General features: G+C 74.1%; 14 protein-coding genes. 5 read left to right on the forward strand and 9 right to left on the reverse strand.

Annotation, left to right across the window (positions count from 1 at the left end):
- Positions 1–135 precede the first annotated feature (135 nt).
- Positions 136–918, forward strand: coding sequence for a GNAT family N-acetyltransferase (locus M4D82_RS29015; protein WP_249769922.1), 783 nt, complete (start codon positions 136–138; stop codon positions 916–918).
- A complete protein-coding gene (locus M4D82_RS29020) occupies positions 915–1,958 on the forward strand; it encodes a lysophospholipid acyltransferase family protein (RefSeq protein ID WP_249769924.1) in 1,044 nt (347 codons plus the stop codon). The genes M4D82_RS29015 and M4D82_RS29020 overlap by 4 nt, the downstream gene beginning before the upstream one ends.
- Here M4D82_RS29020 and egtD read toward each other — a convergent pair.
- From egtD to M4D82_RS29040, 4 genes are read right to left on the reverse strand one after another with little or no spacing between them, the layout of a single operon-like run.
- On the reverse strand, positions 1,841–2,815 hold the full coding sequence (gene egtD, locus M4D82_RS29025) for an L-histidine N(alpha)-methyltransferase (protein ID WP_249769926.1): 975 nt from the start codon (positions 2,813–2,815) through the stop codon (positions 1,841–1,843). The two genes, M4D82_RS29020 and egtD, sit on opposite strands and share 118 nt — an antisense overlap.
- Positions 2,812–3,576, reverse strand: a complete 765-nt coding sequence (gene egtC, locus M4D82_RS29030) for an ergothioneine biosynthesis protein EgtC (protein WP_249769928.1) — start codon at positions 3,574–3,576, stop codon at positions 2,812–2,814. Before egtC ends, egtD begins: the two co-directional genes overlap by 4 nt.
- The gene (gene egtB / locus M4D82_RS29035) at positions 3,576–4,898 is read right to left on the reverse strand and encodes an ergothioneine biosynthesis protein EgtB (protein WP_502989100.1); all 1,323 of its coding nucleotides are present in this window, start codon (positions 4,896–4,898) and stop codon (positions 3,576–3,578) included. Before egtB ends, egtC begins: the two co-directional genes overlap by 1 nt.
- Before the next feature lie 38 nt (positions 4,899–4,936).
- Positions 4,937–6,337, reverse strand: coding sequence for a glutamate-cysteine ligase family protein (locus tag M4D82_RS29040; RefSeq protein ID WP_249769930.1), 1,401 nt, complete (start codon positions 6,335–6,337; stop codon positions 4,937–4,939).
- A gap of 108 nt (positions 6,338–6,445) precedes the next feature.
- Here M4D82_RS29040 and M4D82_RS29045 point away from each other — a divergent pair, with 108 nt between their 5' ends.
- Positions 6,446–7,291, forward strand: coding sequence for a TIGR02452 family protein (locus M4D82_RS29045; RefSeq protein ID WP_249769932.1), 846 nt, complete (start codon positions 6,446–6,448; stop codon positions 7,289–7,291).
- 6 nt (positions 7,292–7,297) lie between these two features.
- Here the strand turns inward: M4D82_RS29045 and M4D82_RS29050 are convergent, their stop codons facing one another.
- From M4D82_RS29050 to M4D82_RS29070, 5 genes are all read right to left on the reverse strand, one after another.
- Positions 7,298–8,863, reverse strand: coding sequence for an immunity 49 family protein (locus tag M4D82_RS29050; RefSeq protein ID WP_249769943.1), 1,566 nt, complete (start codon positions 8,861–8,863; stop codon positions 7,298–7,300).
- 108 nt (positions 8,864–8,971) lie between these two features.
- A complete protein-coding gene (locus M4D82_RS29055) occupies positions 8,972–9,436 on the reverse strand; it encodes a type II toxin-antitoxin system PemK/MazF family toxin (protein WP_249769972.1) in 465 nt (154 codons plus the stop codon).
- Between the two features lie 149 nt (positions 9,437–9,585).
- Complete coding sequence (locus tag M4D82_RS29060; protein ID WP_249769974.1) at positions 9,586–10,989, reverse strand: amidase; 1,404 nt, start codon at positions 10,987–10,989, stop codon at positions 9,586–9,588.
- A gap of 156 nt (positions 10,990–11,145) precedes the next feature.
- Complete coding sequence (locus M4D82_RS29065) at positions 11,146–11,844, reverse strand: alpha/beta fold hydrolase (protein ID WP_249769976.1); 699 nt, start codon at positions 11,842–11,844, stop codon at positions 11,146–11,148.
- A 151-nt stretch (positions 11,845–11,995) separates the two neighbouring features.
- Positions 11,996–13,246: an MFS transporter gene (locus M4D82_RS29070; RefSeq protein ID WP_249769978.1), complete on the reverse strand. Its 1,251-nt coding sequence runs from the start codon at positions 13,244–13,246 to the stop codon at positions 11,996–11,998.
- A gap of 242 nt (positions 13,247–13,488) precedes the next feature.
- On the opposite strand from M4D82_RS29070, the gene M4D82_RS29075 reads away from it, so the two are divergent.
- Together M4D82_RS29075 and M4D82_RS29080 are read left to right on the forward strand one after the other, a co-directional pair.
- The gene (locus M4D82_RS29075) at positions 13,489–14,592 is read left to right on the forward strand and encodes a LacI family DNA-binding transcriptional regulator (RefSeq protein ID WP_249769980.1); all 1,104 of its coding nucleotides are present in this window, start codon (positions 13,489–13,491) and stop codon (positions 14,590–14,592) included.
- Between the two features lie 770 nt (positions 14,593–15,362).
- Positions 15,363–16,562 carry a thiolase family protein gene (locus M4D82_RS29080; protein ID WP_249769982.1) on the forward strand — a complete coding sequence of 400 codons (1,200 nt, stop codon included), beginning with the start codon at positions 15,363–15,365 and terminating at the stop codon, positions 16,560–16,562.
- Positions 16,563–16,631: the final 69 nt, after the last annotated feature.

Raw genomic sequence — 16,631 nt, forward strand, 5'->3', positions numbered from 1 at the left:
GCGGTCATGCCGAATCCAGTCCGTCACGGAAGAAGTAAAGGAGCCAGGCCCGCCGCCCGCGGCCTGGCCCACCGTGCCCGGATCAGGAGCAGCCATGACCATCGCCCCCTGTCCCCGTCCCCCCTCGCACCCCCCGTGTCCCCGGCCGCCCCCACCCCCGAGGTCACCCCGAAGCCGGCGTCCTCGCCGGCCCCCCACTACACCGTCCGCCTCGCCCGCGACGAGGACGAGGTCCGCGCCGCGCAGCGGCTGCGCCACCAGGTCTTCGCCGGGGAACTCGGCGCCCGCCTGGAGGGACCCGAGCCGGGCCTGGACATCGACTCCTTCGACGCCTTCTGCGACCACCTCCTGGTCCTGGAGGAGGAGAGCGGCCAGGTCGTCGGCACCTACCGGCTGCTGCCCCCGGAGCGCGCCGCCGTCGCCGGCCGCCTCTACTCCGAGGGCGAGTTCGACCTCTCCGCCCTCGCCCCGATCCGCCCCGACCTGGTCGAGGTCGGCCGCTCCTGCGTCCACCCCGAGCACCGCAACGGCGCCGTCATCGCCCTCATCTGGGCCGGCCTCGCCCGCTACATGGACCGCTCCGGCCACAACTGGCTCGCCGGGTGCTGCTCGATACCGCTCGCCGACGGCGGGGTGCTGTCCGCCGCCACCCGCGAGACCGTCCTCGCCCGCAACCTCGCCCCGCGCGAGTACCGCGTCACCCCGCACCGCCCCTGGAGCCCCGAGGGCATCACCGTCCCCGGCCGAATGGAGCTGCCGCCGCTGCTGCGCGGCTACCTGCGCCTGGGCGCGTGGGTGTGCGGAGAGCCCGCGTACGACGCCGAGTTCGGCTGCGCCGACCTGTACGTGCTGCTGGACCTGCGCCGGACCAACCCGCGCTACCTGAACCACTTCCTCTCGCTCACCCCGGGCGCATGAGCGTCTGGCTGCCCACCGCGCCCTGCACCCCGGGCGCCTGCGCCGCGCACACCGGCCGGGTCGCGAGCGTCGCGCACGCGGTGCTCCGGCTCGCCGGCGCCCTCGCCCTGATCCTGCTCGCCGTGCCGGCGGCCGCGCCCGTGCGGCTGCTGCCCGTACGACCTCGGCACGCGTTGATCCGGGCCTGGTCGACCGCGCTCGTGCGGTCCCTGGGGGTACGGGTCACCGTGCACGGCGCCCCCGGCCCGGACGGGGGCCGCCTGATCGTCGCCAACCACATCTCGTGGCTGGACATCCCGCTCGTCGCCGCCGCCGTGCCCTGCCGGATGCTGGCCAAGAGCGAGATCGGCGCCTGGCCCGTGCTCGGCCGGCTCGCCGCGCAGGCGGGCACCCTGTTCATCGAACGCGACCGGATCCGGGCCCTGCCCGACACGGTCGGCGTCATCACCCGGGCCCTGCTGGCCGGCGACCGGGTCACCGTCTTCCCCGAGGGCTCCACGTGGTGCGGCCGGGCGCAGGGGACCTTCCGGCGGGCCGCCTTCCAGTCGGCGCTGGACGCGCGGGTCCCCGTACAGCCCGTGCGGATCGAGTACCGGACGGCGGACGGGGAACTGGCGGGGGCTGCCGCCTTCGTCGGGGACGATCCGCTGACGGCCTCGCTGTGGCGGATCGCCCGCTCGCGCGGCCTGCGGGCCGAGGTGTGGTTGCTGCCGCGCATCCCGCCCGGCCGCCACCCCGACCGGCGGGAACTCGCGGCGGCCGCGCGGGCGGCGGTCCTCGGGGCGGCGGAGCGAGCGCCGCTGCTGGTGGGCGTACCCGTACAGCAGCGGCGACACGCGCCGCGGCAGGCCCCTACCGGCTCGAACGACCGGTCAGAGGCGGCCGGTCACGCCGTCGGTCGGGTCGTCGATCAGGTTGTCGGTCAGGTCGAAACGCCGTCCGCCACCGACAGGGACAGCGCGAAGCGCCCGGCGGAGTCCGTCCACCAGTGCGTCAACTCAAGCCCCGCCGCCGACAGTTCCGCGCGCACCCCGTCCTGACGGAACTTCGCCGAGACCTCCGTCAGGATCTCCTCGCCCTCCTCGAACGGCACCACCAGGTCCAGTCCCCGGATCTTCACGGTGGCCGCCGACCGCGCCCGCAGGCGCATCTCGATCCACTCGTCCTCCCGGTTCCACACCGCCACGTGGGAGAAGTCGGCGGTGTGGAAGTCCGCGCCCAACTCCCGGTCGATCACGGCCAGTACGTTCCTGTTGAACTCCGCCGTGACCCCCTGCGCGTCGTCGTACGCGGCCACCAGCACGGCCTCGTCCTTCACCAGGTCCGTCCCCAGGAGCAACGCGTCCCCGGGCGACAGCATCGCCCGTACGGACGCCAGGAACAGGGCCCGCTCCGGCGGCAACAGGTTCCCGATCGTGCCGCCCAGGAACACCACCAGCCGGGGCCCGCCGCTCGGCGGCAGGTGCAGCGGCTTGGTGAAGTCGGCCAGCAGCGCGTGCACCCGCAGCCCCGGATGCGCCGCGATCAACGCCTTCCCGGCGCCCTTCAGCGCGCTCTCGCTCACGTCCACCGGAATGTACGTCTCCAGGGCCGGCATCGCCTCGATCAGGTGCCGGGTCTTCTCCGAGGAGCCGGAGCCCAGCTCGACCAGGGTGCGCGCGCCGCTCACCGTCGCGATCTCCTGGGCCCGCTCCAACAGGATCTCCCGCTCGGCGCGCGTCGGGTAGTACTCGGGCAACCGGGTGATCTCCTCGAAGAGTTCACTGCCCCGCGCGTCGTAGAACCACTTGGGCGGCAGTTCCTTGGGCATGCGGGTCAGCCCGCTGCGGACGTCCGAGGCCAACGCCTTCTCGGCGGCGTGCTCGTCGAGGGTCCGGGTCAACTGGAAGTCGCTCACGGGCAGTTCTCCTTGAGGGGGGTCAGGACGACGCGCGTGCGGCCGGCGGTCAGCAGGGTCCGCTCGGGGACCTCGCACCAGAGGGGATCGTCGTCATAGGGCTCCGACGCGACGACCACCCGGCCACCGGCCGTGCGGCCGTCGGCCAGGTACCACAGCGAGTCGCCCCAGGCAGTCGCCGCGATGGTCGTACCGTCGGTCAGCAGCAGGTTCAGCCGGGAACCGGGCGCGGCTCCGGCCGTCTCCCGCACCGTCTCGGCGAGGGCCGTGCCCAGGTCGTCGCCCTGCCGCAGCCGGTGCAGCACCAGCGCCCACAACAGGGCGGAGTCGGTGCGTGCCGCCAGCTGGAGCAGCTCGTGCGGGGGCAGGCCGCCGGCCAGGTCCGACAGCGAGTCGGGCCAGTCGCGTACGGCGCCGTTGTGGCTGAACAGCCAGGGCCCCGAGGCGAACGGCGCGGCGGCCGCCTCCCCGTCGGCCCCGGCGAGCGTGGCATCGCGTACGGCGGCCAGGACGGCCCCGCTGCGCACCACGCGGGCCAGGTCCGCGAAGGTCAGGTCCCCCCACACCGGCCCGGCGCGGCGGTAGCGGGCGGGCACCGGGTCCTCCTCGGCGTACCAGCCGACGCCGAAGCCGTCCGCGTTGATCGTGCCGGACCGCTGGCGGCGCGGTTGCCAGGCCTGCCGCACGAGGGAATGCTCCGGGTCGGTGAGTATCCGCCCCAGGGGTACTTCCTGCCCCAGGTAGGCGAGGTGACGGCACATCAGGCGTCCCTCGCGGTGCGGAAGCCGGAGAAGATCTGCCGCCGCACGGGCAGGTCCCAGTTGCGGAAGGTGCCCCGGCAGGCCACCGGGTCCACGGCGAAGGAGCCGCCGCGCAGCACCTTGTGCTCCGGGCCGAAGAACACCTCCGAGTACTCGCGGTACGGGAACGCCCGGAACCCCGGGTAGGGCAGGAAGTCCGAGGCGGTCCACTCCCAGACGTCGCCGATCAGCTGGCGCACCCCGAGCGGGGAGGCGCCGGCCGGGTAGCCGCCCGCCGGGGCGGGGCGCAGGTGGCGTTGGCCCAGGTTGGCGTGGGCCGGCGTGGGGTCGGCGTCGCCCCACGGGTAGCGGCGGGAGCGGCCCGTCGCCGGGTCGTGCCGGGCGGCCTTCTCCCACTCCGCCTCGGTGGGCAGCCGGCGCCCCGCCCAGCGGGCGTACGCGTCGGCCTCGTACCAGCTGACGTGCAACACCGGCTCCCCGTCGGGCACCGGCTCGATCACCCCGAACCGGCGGCGCAGCCACTGGCCGCCCTCCCGGTGCCAGAACAGCGGGGCCTCGATGGAGTGGGAGCGGATCTGCTTCCAGCCCTCGGGGGCCCACCAGCGGGGCTCGCGGTACCCGCCGTCCGCCATGAAGGCCCGGTAGGCGCCGTTCGTCACCGGCACCGTGTCGATGTGGAAGGCCGGCAGGTCGCGTACGTGCGCGGGACGTTCGTTGTCCAGCGACCAGGGCTCGGCGGAGGTGCCCATGGTGAACGGGCCCGCCGCCACGAGTACTTCGGAGGCGGGCGGGGGCGGTGCCGTCGGGGGTTGGGGATCGGGAGCGGTCAACACCGGGGCGCCCCGGCGCAACTGATGTGTGATCAACATCGTTTCGTCGTGCTGCTGTTCGTGCTGGGCGATCATCCCGAAGACGTAGCCCCGATCAAGCAGTGACGTTCCTTCAAGCGGGGTGCGCTCCAGCAGGTCGAAGACCCGCCCCCGCACCTCGGCCGCGTACCGGCGGGCCTCCCGCGGCCCCAGCAGCGGCAGCTTCGGCCGCTCGGCGCGCGGGTGCTCGAACGCGTCGTACAGCGGATCGATCTCCGGGTGCATCGACTCATGGCCCGCCACGTGCCGCAGCAGCCAGAGCTCCTCCATGTTTCCGATGTGCGCGAGGTCCCAGACGAGCGGGGACATCAGCGGCGAGTGCTGCGCGGTGAGGTCGTGGTCGCTCACGGCGTCGGTCAGCGCGGCGGTGCGGGCGCGGGCGGTCGTCAGGGCGGCCACCGCCCGCTCGCGCAGCCGCTCGGGATCCGTCTCGGGATGGATATCGGGGTGGATCTCGGTGTGGTGGGTGCCTGCGCGGTGGATCTCGGTGCTCACGGACGCTGTCCCTTCCCGGCGGGCTGTCGCCGGAGATCGTGTTCCCCACTGTCGTCGGCCGGGCAGCGGCCGCGCCCTACGTAGCGCTCCGCGAACGCGCCGACGGCGTCCCGGACCTCCGGGCCCGCCCCGAGCCGCGGCAGGGCCTCACCGGCCGCCGCGAAGCAGGCGACGGCGGCGGCGCGCAGTTCCCGATCGGCCAGGCCGACGCGCGCGGCGGACCGCCACAGCGGATTGCGCGGGGCGGGCCCGGGACCGTAGGAGTCCGCCAGCGCCTTCACCACCCGGTAGGCCGTCTCGGCGGCCTCCGGGTCGTCGAACAGCGCGTGGGTGACGGCGACCGGCACCAACCAGCCGTCCTCGCCCGGCTGCGCGTCGATCATGCGGAGCTCCAGGTGGCCGCGGGGCCGCACCGGCGGGAAGAGGGTGGTGAGGTGGTACTCCAGGTCCGCGGCGGTGGGCGCCCGACCGAGGGGCCCCGCGCCGGGTCCGCCCGGTCCGCCCGGTCCGCCCGGTCCGCCCGGTCCGCCCGGGGCGTCGACGTCGTCGCCCCGGGCGTCCGCGCCGGCGCGCAGCCAGGAGCGGAACGTGAGCCCGCGCGGCACCACCCAGGGGCCGTCACCGGAGCCGCGTACGCACATCACCTCGGTGTCCAGCGCCTGGCGGACCCAGCCGGCCCGGGGCGCGGCCTCCAGCGGCGGGGCGAGCGCGCGCCGACCGTCGAGGTCGTTCCAGATGCCCTGCCGCGCGCACCGCCAACCCCGGTACGGGCCTTCGCGCGCGGGGGAGTTGGCGAACGCGGCCACCAGGACCGCGCCCAACAGGTGCGCCATCCGCCAGCGCCGGCCGTGGCCCAGCGGGCCCGGCTCCTCGTGGCCGGCGTCGACGCAGACCTGCACGGACGCCGACGCGCGCATCATGGCGCGGCCGGCCGGGCCGGTGCGGTCGAAGTAGCGTTCCATCGCCTCGTAGCGCGGGCTGTCCAAGAGGCGACGCAGAGGCCGGCGCGGATCGCGGCCCAGGCCCCGCAGGACCAGACCCCGGTCGTGCAGGGCGCCGCGGACGGCGGCGAGGTCGGCCTGGAGGCCGTCCACGCAGGCGGTGAGGGAGGTGGCGGGGGCGGAGCTGAACTCCAACTGACCGCCCGGTTCGACGGTGATCCGCGAGTTCAGGGGCAACGCGCGGGCGGCCTCGTGCGCCTCGGCCAGCCGGTCGGGCGGCAGCGAGAGCCAGGGCCGCTCGGCGTCCAACACCAGCCATTCGAGCTCGGCGCCGACGAAGCGGGGCGGGCCGGTCTTGAAACAGATGCCGTGGACCAGGTCCTCGGCCGTCGCCTCGGTCAGTGGATTTTGCGCGTCGCCCTGGGCGAAGAATGGAGCGGTGGGGTCCTCGGGCATGGCCGGGTCCTCGTCTCCTGTGATCGGCGGTGATGTCACCCGTGCCTACCCGTCCTGGGAGCCGTAATTCCTTTGCCATCCTCGATTTCGGCGCCCGAGGATGGCGGCGTGAGCAGCAGGTTGCGCGAGATCGCGCGGGAGAACGCACGGATCCTGGCGACCGGTGAGTACCGGACGCGGTCGGGACGGCGGATTCCGCTCGCCGCCGACCTGGCGGAAGCCAAGGCCGGAACCAGGATATATGGGCCAAACCGGACCATTCCAGACGGACGGCCTGGGGGTGCGCGCTCCGCCACCGTCATCGAGGTCACGGGGGAGAGCAGTACGGTCGCCGCGCGTCGCCTCGTGGAGGACCCCGCCGGGCCGGCCTCGGTCGCCGTCCTGAACTTCGCCTCGGCGCGGAATCCCGGGGGCGGCTACGTGCGCGGGGCCAAGGCGCAGGAGGAGGCGCTGTGCCGCGCGTCGGCGCTCTACGAGACCCTGCTGGAGGCCCCGGAGTACTACGAGGTCCACCGCGCGGGCGTGAGCACGTTCTACACCGACCGGGTGATTCACTCGCCCGGGGTACCCGTCTTCCGCGACGACCGGGGCGAGCTGCTGGAGACCCCGTTCCGGGTCGGATTCCTCACCTCCCCGGCCCCGAACGCGGGCACGATCCGCCGCCAGGAGCCGGAGCGGGCGCACGAGATCCCGGCCGCGTTGGCCCGTAGGGCCGGGCTGGTCCTGGAGGTCGCCGCGCTGCACGGCTACCGGGGGCTGGTGCTGGGGGCGTGGGGGTGCGGGGTGTTCCGCAACGACCCCGCACAGGTGGCGGAAGCCTTCCGGAGCCGGCTGACGGGGCGCTTCGAGGGGGTGTTCGAGCGCGTGGTCTTCGCCGTCCTGGACCGCGACCCGGGCCCGCGCGAGGCCTTCGCGCGCGCGTTCGATCAGCTGATGATGCCACCGCCTCGGTAAGGGCGGTCAGAAGGGTTGGGCCGCCTGGAGGAGGAGCGGGGGCAGGTACGGGGAGTCGACCAGGATCCGCCAACCGCGCCGACGCGCGTGGCAGGCCAGCGCCAGGATCTCTTGGTTGACGGCCGCGTCGCTGGTGTCCGCGTGATCGCCGACCGAGTAGTGGTCCCGGTGCGCCTCCAACGCGTCGATCAGAGCCAGGTTGAAGCTCTCCTCGTCGCCGTCGACCAGCTGGGACAGGAGCACCGCCGGCGGCGGGGCGAAGCCCCACTCCGCGATCCTGCCGAGATCGGCCACCGCCCGGTCCGTCGCGGCCTGCGGGTCCTCGCCGCTCAGGTAGGCGTGCAGGGCCTCGCGGTACGAGGCGTAGGCGGAGCGGTCCTCGCCGTGCGCGGTGGGGCCCGCGAGGACCAGCGGCGCGAGGTCGGAGCGGTTGCCGGTGATCAGGGCGGTGGTGAGCGCCCCCTGCCACTCGCCGGGCGAGAGCTTCCGCCCGCCGAGGTCGTCCCCGCCCGGCGCACCGATCCGCGCGAACAGCTTCGCCACGTGGTAGTCGGCCCCGGCGACCGCCAGTGGCATCTCCGGCCGCTCGACGCGTACGGCGCCGGCGGCCAGCGCCGCGACCGCGTCCCGACGCCGGTCACGGCCGTACGCCGCCACCCGGGGCGCCGGTGCCTCGAAGCCGGTGACCAGGGCGCGGGGCAGGTAGCCCGAGTCCGCCGCCGGATGCCACCCCTCGCGCCGGTACGCGAGCGCCGCCAACGCCAAGGGCAGCAGCGGCAACAGGGTGTGCGGCGCCGCCCGTTCGTCGTCGAGGGCGGACTGCGCGAGGAGCAGTCCCGTCAACTCGGCGTCGAAGGACTGCCGTTCGCCGGCGGCCAGGGCGCGCAGGGCCCGTAGGGCGGTCGTGTACGCCTCGGCGCCGCGTACGGGGGGCTGTACGGGAGCCCCGGGGGTCTGCACGGGGGCCTGCGCTGGGGCCCGTACGGGGACCCGTGCGAGCGCCGCGTCGAGCGCGGCGAGCTTCTCCCGACGGGACGGCGGGACGCCCTGCGCCTCGTTCCCGAGATCCCCGGCGACGTACGCGCGCAGTCCGTTGATCAGTTCGATCTCGGGGAGGCCGGCGCCCGCCCCGTCCGCGCGCGCGGGTCGGGTGCGGGCGAAGTGGAAGGCCTCGTCGTGCCGCGCACTGCGGTCGGCGAGAACCACCAGACAGAACGCGTCGATCCAGTCGTCCACGCGGATCGACACCGGGGTTCCGTCGGACTCCGGCTCGTAGTCGCGGCCCCAGTTGACGTAGGGGAGGAAGACGTGGAACGACGAGGTGGGGTGGTAGGCCGCGTACGACACGGCGGCCGCGGCCGCCTCGGCCGCGTCGAACAGGATCGCCTTCGCCTCGGGCGTGGCGAGGTCGGGGGTCTCGACCGAGAGCGCGCCCAGCCCGTCGAGGTACTGCCGGGTGATCCGCAACCAGTCGTAGGCGTCGATCCGCCCGGCCCTCGCCATCGAGTGCACCTCGGAGCCGATCCGGTTCGCGAAGTCCTCGCGCGCCGCCGCCACGACGGCTTCGCCCACCCGGTGTCGCGCTATTCGCACTGCCGCTCCCGCTGTTCTGGTACGCCCGTTCTGGTACGCCTGTCCGGTCGCCCAGCGTAGAGCCATGTGCGGCGCGCTCCGACCCCCTTATTGCCAGCCGTAGCGCTCCTGGAGCCGGCCCACGACCAGGTGGAAGCGCCGGCGGTCAAGTGCGCACGCCTCGCGCCGCATTCCCGACTCGTGCACCCGGAGCACCCGGTCCAGATCCACCCAGGACTCGCGCCCCGCGCCGTCCCACGGGCCGGAGCCGATCGGCACCCACTCCCGGTCGGCGTCGTGCCGCTTGCTCGACAACTGGACGGCGAGCAGCGTGCGGCCGCCCGCCTCCCGCGCCACCACCAGCACCGGCCGGTCCTTGCCCCGGCCGTCGTTCTCCTCGTACGGGACCCACGTCCAGACGATCTCCCCGGGGTCGGGGTCGCCGTCCTTGTCGGGCGCGTACTCGGTGCGCACCGGCCCGATGGCGTGCGGGTCGGCCTCGGAGGTGGCGGTCGGGCCGTGCCGACCGGGCTGCTCGACGTGACTGCTGCTCTGGTGCGAAAGTGCCGTCATGCGGGCGAGGGTAGTGGCCCGGGGGGTGCTGTTCGCGTCAGGACACCGGGGTGGTCGTCATGGTGAGCCGGCTGCCGTGCGGGGATAGCGGGGGGCGAGAGCGAGAGCGAGAGCGAGGGCGGGAGCTAAGGCGGGGGCGTGAGCGAGGGCTAGGGCGAGGGCGAGGGCGTGAGCGGGGGCGGGGTGTGGGCGGACCAGTTCTCCGCCGCCTCCAGTTGGCCGGCCAGCGACAGCAGGCGCGGCTCCGAGGCCTCCGGGCCCAGGAGTTGGGCGCCGAGCGGGAGGCCTTCGGGGGTGAAGCCGGCGGGGACGTTGATGCCGGGCCAGCCCAACACGTTCCACGTCCAGGCGTACGGGCACGCGGCGATCATGGCCCGGTCCGTGGCCAGCGCCCCCAGGCCCGAGAGGGCGCCGATCCGCAGTGGGGGAGTGGCCGTCGTCGGGGTGAGCACCACGTCGAAGCGGCCGAAGATCTCGCCGACCCGGCGGCGCAGTGCCCCCTCCGCCCTACGGGAGACCCGCAGTGCGACCCCGCCCAGCAGCCGGCCGGTGCGCGCCGCCTTGTGGGTGCGAGGGTCCAACAGGGCGGGATCCGGCACCGGTTCGGCCAGCCGCCGGACGCCGGAAGTCGCGCGGGGCACGAAGGTCAGACCGATGGGGCCGTAGCGCGGATCCTCGGGGACCACCTCGTGCCCGAGCTCCTCCAGCCGCCCTGCCAGCCGCTCCACCGCCGAACGCACCACGGGGTCCAGGGACTTGGGCGTGCCCGTGAAGGCCATCCCGTAGGAGAGGGCGATCCGCAGCCGGCCCGGCGGGCGGCTCACGGCCTCGGTGGCGGAGATCCGCGCCGGGCGGTGCAGGTCGCCCGCGTCCGGTCCGGCGGCGGCGTCCAGCAGCAGCGCCGCGTCCGCGACCGTGCGGGCCAGTACGCCGTTCACCGTGAGCCCGTGGAAGGCCTCGGGCTCCGGCCAGGTGGAGATGCGGCCGCGCTGGGGCTTGATCCCCACCAGATGCGTCCAGGCGGCGGGGATACGTACGGAACCCGCCCCGTCCGAGCCCAGGGCCGCCGGGACCAGCCCCGCCGCGACGGCGGCCGCCGAGCCGCCGGAGGAGCCGCCGGGCGTGTAGGCCTGGTTCCACGGATTGCGGGTCGCCCCGAAGCCGTGGCCCTCGGTGACGGGCCACTGGCCCAGCTCCGGCGTCTGCGTCTTGCCGACGATCACCGCTCCGGCCGCGCGCAGGCGGCGTACGGCCTCACTGTCGGCGGCCTTCGGCGGAAAGGTTCCCGCGCAACCGAAGGCGGTCGGCTCACCGGCCACGTCCATGTCGTCCTTGACGGCGAGCGGCACGCCGAGCAACGGCAGCCGCTCGCCGGCGGCCAGCCGTCGGTCCGCCACGACCGCCTCGGCGAGCGCGGCCTCGGCTCGGATGATCCGGAAGGCGTTGAGGGAGGACTGCGAGGCGGCGATGCGCTCCAGTGAGCGTTGGGTCAACTGGCGTGCGGACACCCGGCCTTCGGCAAGATCTGCAACCAACTCTCCGAGGCCTGGCATGGCCTGTGGATCGGCAGAGCCCAACGCACCGGCCGTATGCGAGGAAACAGACACCGGACCTCCCCCTTACCCATCGGTAGCACGACGGTAAGGGGGAAGGGTCGCGGGTGACTAGATCCGGCGGTGTGCGGAACCCGGGCGGCCGGCGGGGCGTCGTCAGATCCAGCCTTCCAGGGAGGCCATGAAGCCGTCGAAGTCGTCGCGGTGGATGGTGTGGCCGGCGCCGGCGACCGAACGGACCTCGAAGCCGCGCTCCCTGAGCAGGGCCGCCCGCTGCGGCGATATCAGGAAGCTGGGATCGGCGAGCTGCACCAGTGAGGGCACCACCGGCGCGGTCGGCAGCAGGTCCCGGTCGATGAGAGGGGCGACGGCGAGCGCGGTGGCCTCGTCCCACAGGGCCAGCGTCGCCAGCTCGATGTCCACGTCCGCCTCCTCCCAGCGCGGGTTCAGTGTCCGGATCCGCTTGCGGTCCGCCTGCTTGAATCGGGCGAACGTCTCAGCGTCGAAATCCGTCCCGGGAAGGGTGGCCAGGTGCCAGGCCGGGTCGGAGAACACCGCCCGCTTCGGTTTCAGCCTCTCGACCGCCAGGGCCAGGGTCAGCCCGCCGAGGGAATGTCCGATGGCGAGGTCGGCGCCGGTGGGCAGGGTCTCGACCACGTCGTCCGCGAAGAGGGCCGGACTGTACTCGCCCCGGCCGCTGGCGCCGTGGCCGCGCAGGTCGACGGCGATCACCCGGTAGCCGCGGTCGGCGAGAGCCGGTCCGACGCGGCGCCAGGTGCGGTGGTCGGCCATGATGCCGTGGATGAGGACGGCGAGACGCTCGCCGTCGCCCCAGGTCTCGGTGTGCAACTGCACGGTGGGGTGCCTCTCTGGGTGTGGTGGGGGGTGTGGGTGCGGGCGGCCCTGGTTACACGAGTTAACACAGGGGCGCACCGGCTGCGGAAATCAAGAGCAGACAGGGGCGGTGCGGGATGGCGCGGAGGAGTAACACGTGTGATCCGGTCGGTCAGCGGACCCCGCGGATCGGCCGTACCGCCAACGCGCCCGCCGCCGCCAGCACGGCGGCGACGACGAACAGCGCGGTGTAGCCGCCGCTCACCGACACGATCGCCGAGGCGATGAACGGGGCGACGATCTGCGGGCCGGCGTTCGCGATGTTGAGGACGCCCATGTCGCGGGCCGCGTCCTCGGCCGTCGGCAGGACCATCGTCACGAGTGCGGTGTCGACCGCCATGTAGCAGCCGAACGCGAGCCCGTTGACCACGGAGAACGCCGGCATCGCCGCCCAACTCGTCGACACCGCCGGGATCAGGAGCGCGACCGCCGACAGCAGCGCGGAGGCGCCGACGAACAGCTTGCGCCGGTCGAACCGGTCGGACAGGTAGCCGCCCAGGACGGTGGAGACGACCATCGCCACGCTCGTCAGCGGCATCAGTATCGCCACCGCCGCCTCCGGCTCCATCCCCTCCGGCAGGACGGTGTGGTCCTGGAGCACGTACAACTGGTAGCCGCTCACCGCGAAGTACCCGAGCACGAGCAACGCCCGCCCGATGAAGGCCCAGCGGAAGTCGTGGTGACGCAGCGCGCCCGCGAAGGCGGCCAGCTGCGCCTTGGCGGCCAACGGCGCGCGGGCGGGCAGTCGCTGCTCGCGGGCGCCGAGGGTGAACAGCAGGGCCGATCCCGCCACGATCGCGCCGAAGACGAGGTAGCCGGTGCGGTAGTCCTCGGAAAAGGCGGCGCCGATGAGCGCCCCCAGGGCGGAGCCGACGGGCAGGCCGAGCCCGACGGCGGCGGAGGCTTTGCCCCGGGCCGTCATCGGCACCCGGTCGGGGACGACGGAGGTGATGGCGGCCTGGTAGACGTTCATGACGGCCTGGCCGAGGCACCAGGCGATGGTGATGAGCAGGATGGTGTCGGCGAAACCGAGCAGGTACATCGCCGGCACGGCGGCGAGACCGCCGCCGAGGATCCAGGGGTTGCGCCGACCGCTGCGGTCGGACAGGGCGCCGGCGACGGGGTTGAAGACCGTCGCGAAGATCGCGGAGACCCCCGCGATCAGGCCGAAGTTGGAAACCTTGTTCGCCGGGTCGATGTGCTCGACCTGGAGCGCCAGGAGGATTCCGGCGACACCGACGTACAGGGTGTACATGGCGCTGTTGCCGACGAGCAGCAGGGGGAACAGTCCGCGTGTGGGCGTGGGGGCGGCGGACGCGTCGGGAGCGGCGGCGTTGCCGGTGTCGGGGGAGGAAAGGGCCACGGTGCCCTCCTGGGCAGCGAATTCGAGCGGATGAGGGGGTGCGCGCCGCCCTGGCACGCGGGCGGGAGTCGGATGGACGCGACAGGGCGGCGGCACGGCGCGGCACGTGAAGACACACCTGTGGTGCGGGCAGGTGGCGGGATGGTTACACGTGTCAATGAATCGTGTAACCACTGTGTAGCATTCGATTCCGGCCATCCGCTAGCCCTCGGATGTCACCGGTCTGGAAAGATGCCACGGCAATGTCTCACTCACCGAAACCGCCGCACCCGCCGAAGATTCAGCAGCCTTCGCGCCCGTCGGCCTCGCCTGCGGCGGAGCCGTCACGGAACACCTCCCCGCCCGCGCCGGCGTCCGCGTCCGCACCGGTACCAACCAGCGCCGACGTCGCCCGCCTGGCGGGGGTTTCACGTGCAACCGTGTCCTACGTCCTGAACAACGCCGAAGCCGTGCGCATCAGCGAGCCGACGCGACGCAAGGTCCGCGCGGCCGCCGAGGAACTGGGCTACGTCCCGCACGCCGCCGCCCGCAGCCTGCGCGCCGGCCACACCCGAATCGTGCTGATGCCGACGTCACACGTGCCGGTCGGCCCGCTCTACAGCACCTTCCTCAACGAACTCCAGTGGGCCCTGCGCCGCCTTGATTACACGGTTGTCCAGTACGGCAGCCTCGGCCTGAGCGGGGACGAGGCCGCCCTCGCCTGGGCGGAGCTACGGCCCGTCGCGGTGATCTCCCTCGGGGAGATCACCCTCACCCCGCGCAACGTCGCCACCCTCAAGCGGGCCGGCGCCCGCGCGGTCATCACCCTGGGGCCCGTCGGGGTGTCGGGGGCGCACGCGCTCGTGATGGACCAGCGGGAGGTCGGGGCCCGAGCCGCCGCACACCTCGTCGGTCGGGGCCGGCGCCGCATCGGGGTCGTCGTGCCCGAGGAACCCGGGCTGGAGCTGTTCTCGACGCCCCGGCTGGAGGGGGCGCGATCGGTCGAAGAGGCCCGGATCGAGGCGCTGCCGATGGCCTACACGGAGGAGTCGGCGGCCGCCCTGGCCGCCCGCTGGAGCTCGCTCGGGCTCGACGCGGTGTTCGCGTACAACGACGAGTACGCGATGCTGCTGATGCGGGCCCTGCAGGACGCGGGCCTGCGCGTTCCGGACGACGTGGCGGTCATGGGCGCCGACGACCTGCTCATCGGACGGCTGCTGCGGCCCCGGCTCAGCACGGTGCAGATCGAACTGCCGACGGGGGACCACCTGGCCTCCCTGGTGGACCGCGTCGTGCGCGAACCGTCCGACCACACGGAACGACACGACCTGATGGCGGCGGCGGCCATCCACCGCGAGTCGACCTGACGAAGCCCGGCCCGGCCCCGCCGTCCGGGGGCCGGCCACGGCACCCGGGTGGCCTTTCTGGGGGCCGAGGTGGCCAGCCGCACAGCGGGGAGGGGTTACACGTGTTTTCTCCGCCCCGGTCGAGGTCGAGCCCGTGCCGGCCTGCTGCCGCGGCACTGCGCGGCCGCGCCGCCCGCTACACCCGCCCCGGCGGGTACCACCACCGGGGCCCCGGCTCCCGCGCCGCTCGGCACCGGTCCGGCCCGGCCGGTACCGCCCGCCCCGGCCGGTACTGTCCCCGCCTCCGACCGGTACCGTCCGCCCCGGCCGGTACTGCCCCCGGCTCCGGCCGGTTCCGCCTCGCCCCGGCTGGTACTGCCCCCGCCCCGGCCGGTTCCGCCTCGCCCCGGCCGGTACCGCCCCGGCTCCGACCGGCACCGCCCTGCCCCAGCCCCGGGTCGGCTGCCACTGCCACGGCTCCCGGCCTTCGCGTTCCGCTGCATCCGCGCCGGCCGCGCGCCGTCTGGGGGGGGGCACCGTGTACCCGTCCCCTGGCGCCCCCGCCCGGACTGGTGGCGGGCTGCCCCCCGGCGGCGTCGGAGCCGCCGCCCGGCTACGCGCCCCCCGAGTCCCCGTACCTGGCTCAGAGGGCCGTTGACAGGGGGTGATGCGGCGGCGGAGACTGCGGGCGCGCGTCCCACCGGGCGTGCCGCCCGGCTGCGTGTCGCCGTGCCCACCACGGCACCGGTGGCGCCGCCGCCGCCCGTACGGATCCGCCCAGGAGAGCCGCCATGAGCATCCGCACCGTTCGCGACGTGTACGTCGTCGACGCCGTCCGCACCCCGATCGGCAAGTTCGGCGGGGCCTACGCGGGAGTCCGGCCGGACGACCTGGCCGCCCATGTGGTGCGCGCCCTGGTGGACCGTACGCCCGACCTCGACCCGACGCGGATCGACGACGTCGTCTTCGGCGACGCCAACGGCGCCGGCGAGGACAACCGTGACGTGGCCCGCATGGCGGTGCTGCTGGCCGGGCTGCCGGTGTCCGTCGCTGGTGTCACGATTAACCGCCTGTGTGGATCGGGTCTGGAAGCCGTGATCCAGGCCGCGCGCGCGATCGCGCTCGGCGACGCCTCCGTCGCCATCGCGGGCGGTGTCGAGTCGATGAGCCGGGCTCCCTGGGTGGTCCAGAAGCCCGAACGCGCCTTCCCGGCCGGCCACCAGCAGATGTGGTCCACCACCCTCGGCTGGCGGATGACCAACCCGCGCATGCCCGCCGAGTGGACCGTCTCCCTTGGTGAGGGCGCGGAGTTGATCGCCGACAAGCACGGCATCAGCCGCGAGGCGCAGGACGCGTTCGCTCTCGCGAGCCACCGCAACGCCGCCGCCGCGTGGGCCGGCGGGCTGTACGACGACGAGGTCGTGCCCTACCCGGGCGTGGACCTCACACGTGACGAGTGCATCCGCGAAGGCTCCACGATGGAGGCGCTCGCGCGGCTCAAGCCGGCCTTCCGGACCGACGGTTCGGGGACGGTGACGGCGGGCAACGCCTCCCCCCTCAACGACGGCGCCGCCGCCCTCATGCTCACCGACGAGGCCGGGCTCGCGGCCACCGGCCGCGAACCCCTGGCCCGCATCAGCGCCTCCGCCGTGACCGGAATCGAGCCGCAATTCTTCGGGCTCGGCCCCGTCGAGGCCGTACAGCGGGCTCTGGCCAAGGCGGGCCGCGACCTGTCCGAGTTGACGGCGTTCGAACTCAACGAGGCTTTCGCAGCCCAAGCGTTGGGTTGTCTCGCGGCCTGGCCCGAGCTCGATCCGGCCGTCGTCAACCCGCGCGGCGGCGCCATCGCCATCGGCCACCCCCTCGGCGCCTCGGGCGCCCGGCTCGCCGGATCGGTGGCCCACCAACTCGCGGCGGCGGGCTCGGGTACCGGCATGGCGGCGCTGTGCATCGGCGTCGGCCAGGGCATCGCGCTCGTACTGGAGCGCTGACCGTTTCCCGTACCACCATCCCCGGCGCCCGCCCCGGCTGCACCGGCGCCCCGACCGCGTCGATCGTTT

Origin of the sequence: Streptomyces sp. RerS4 (assembly GCF_023515955.1) — a bacterium.
In the GTDB taxonomy this organism is placed as follows: Bacteria; Actinomycetota; Actinomycetes; order Streptomycetales; family Streptomycetaceae; genus Streptomyces.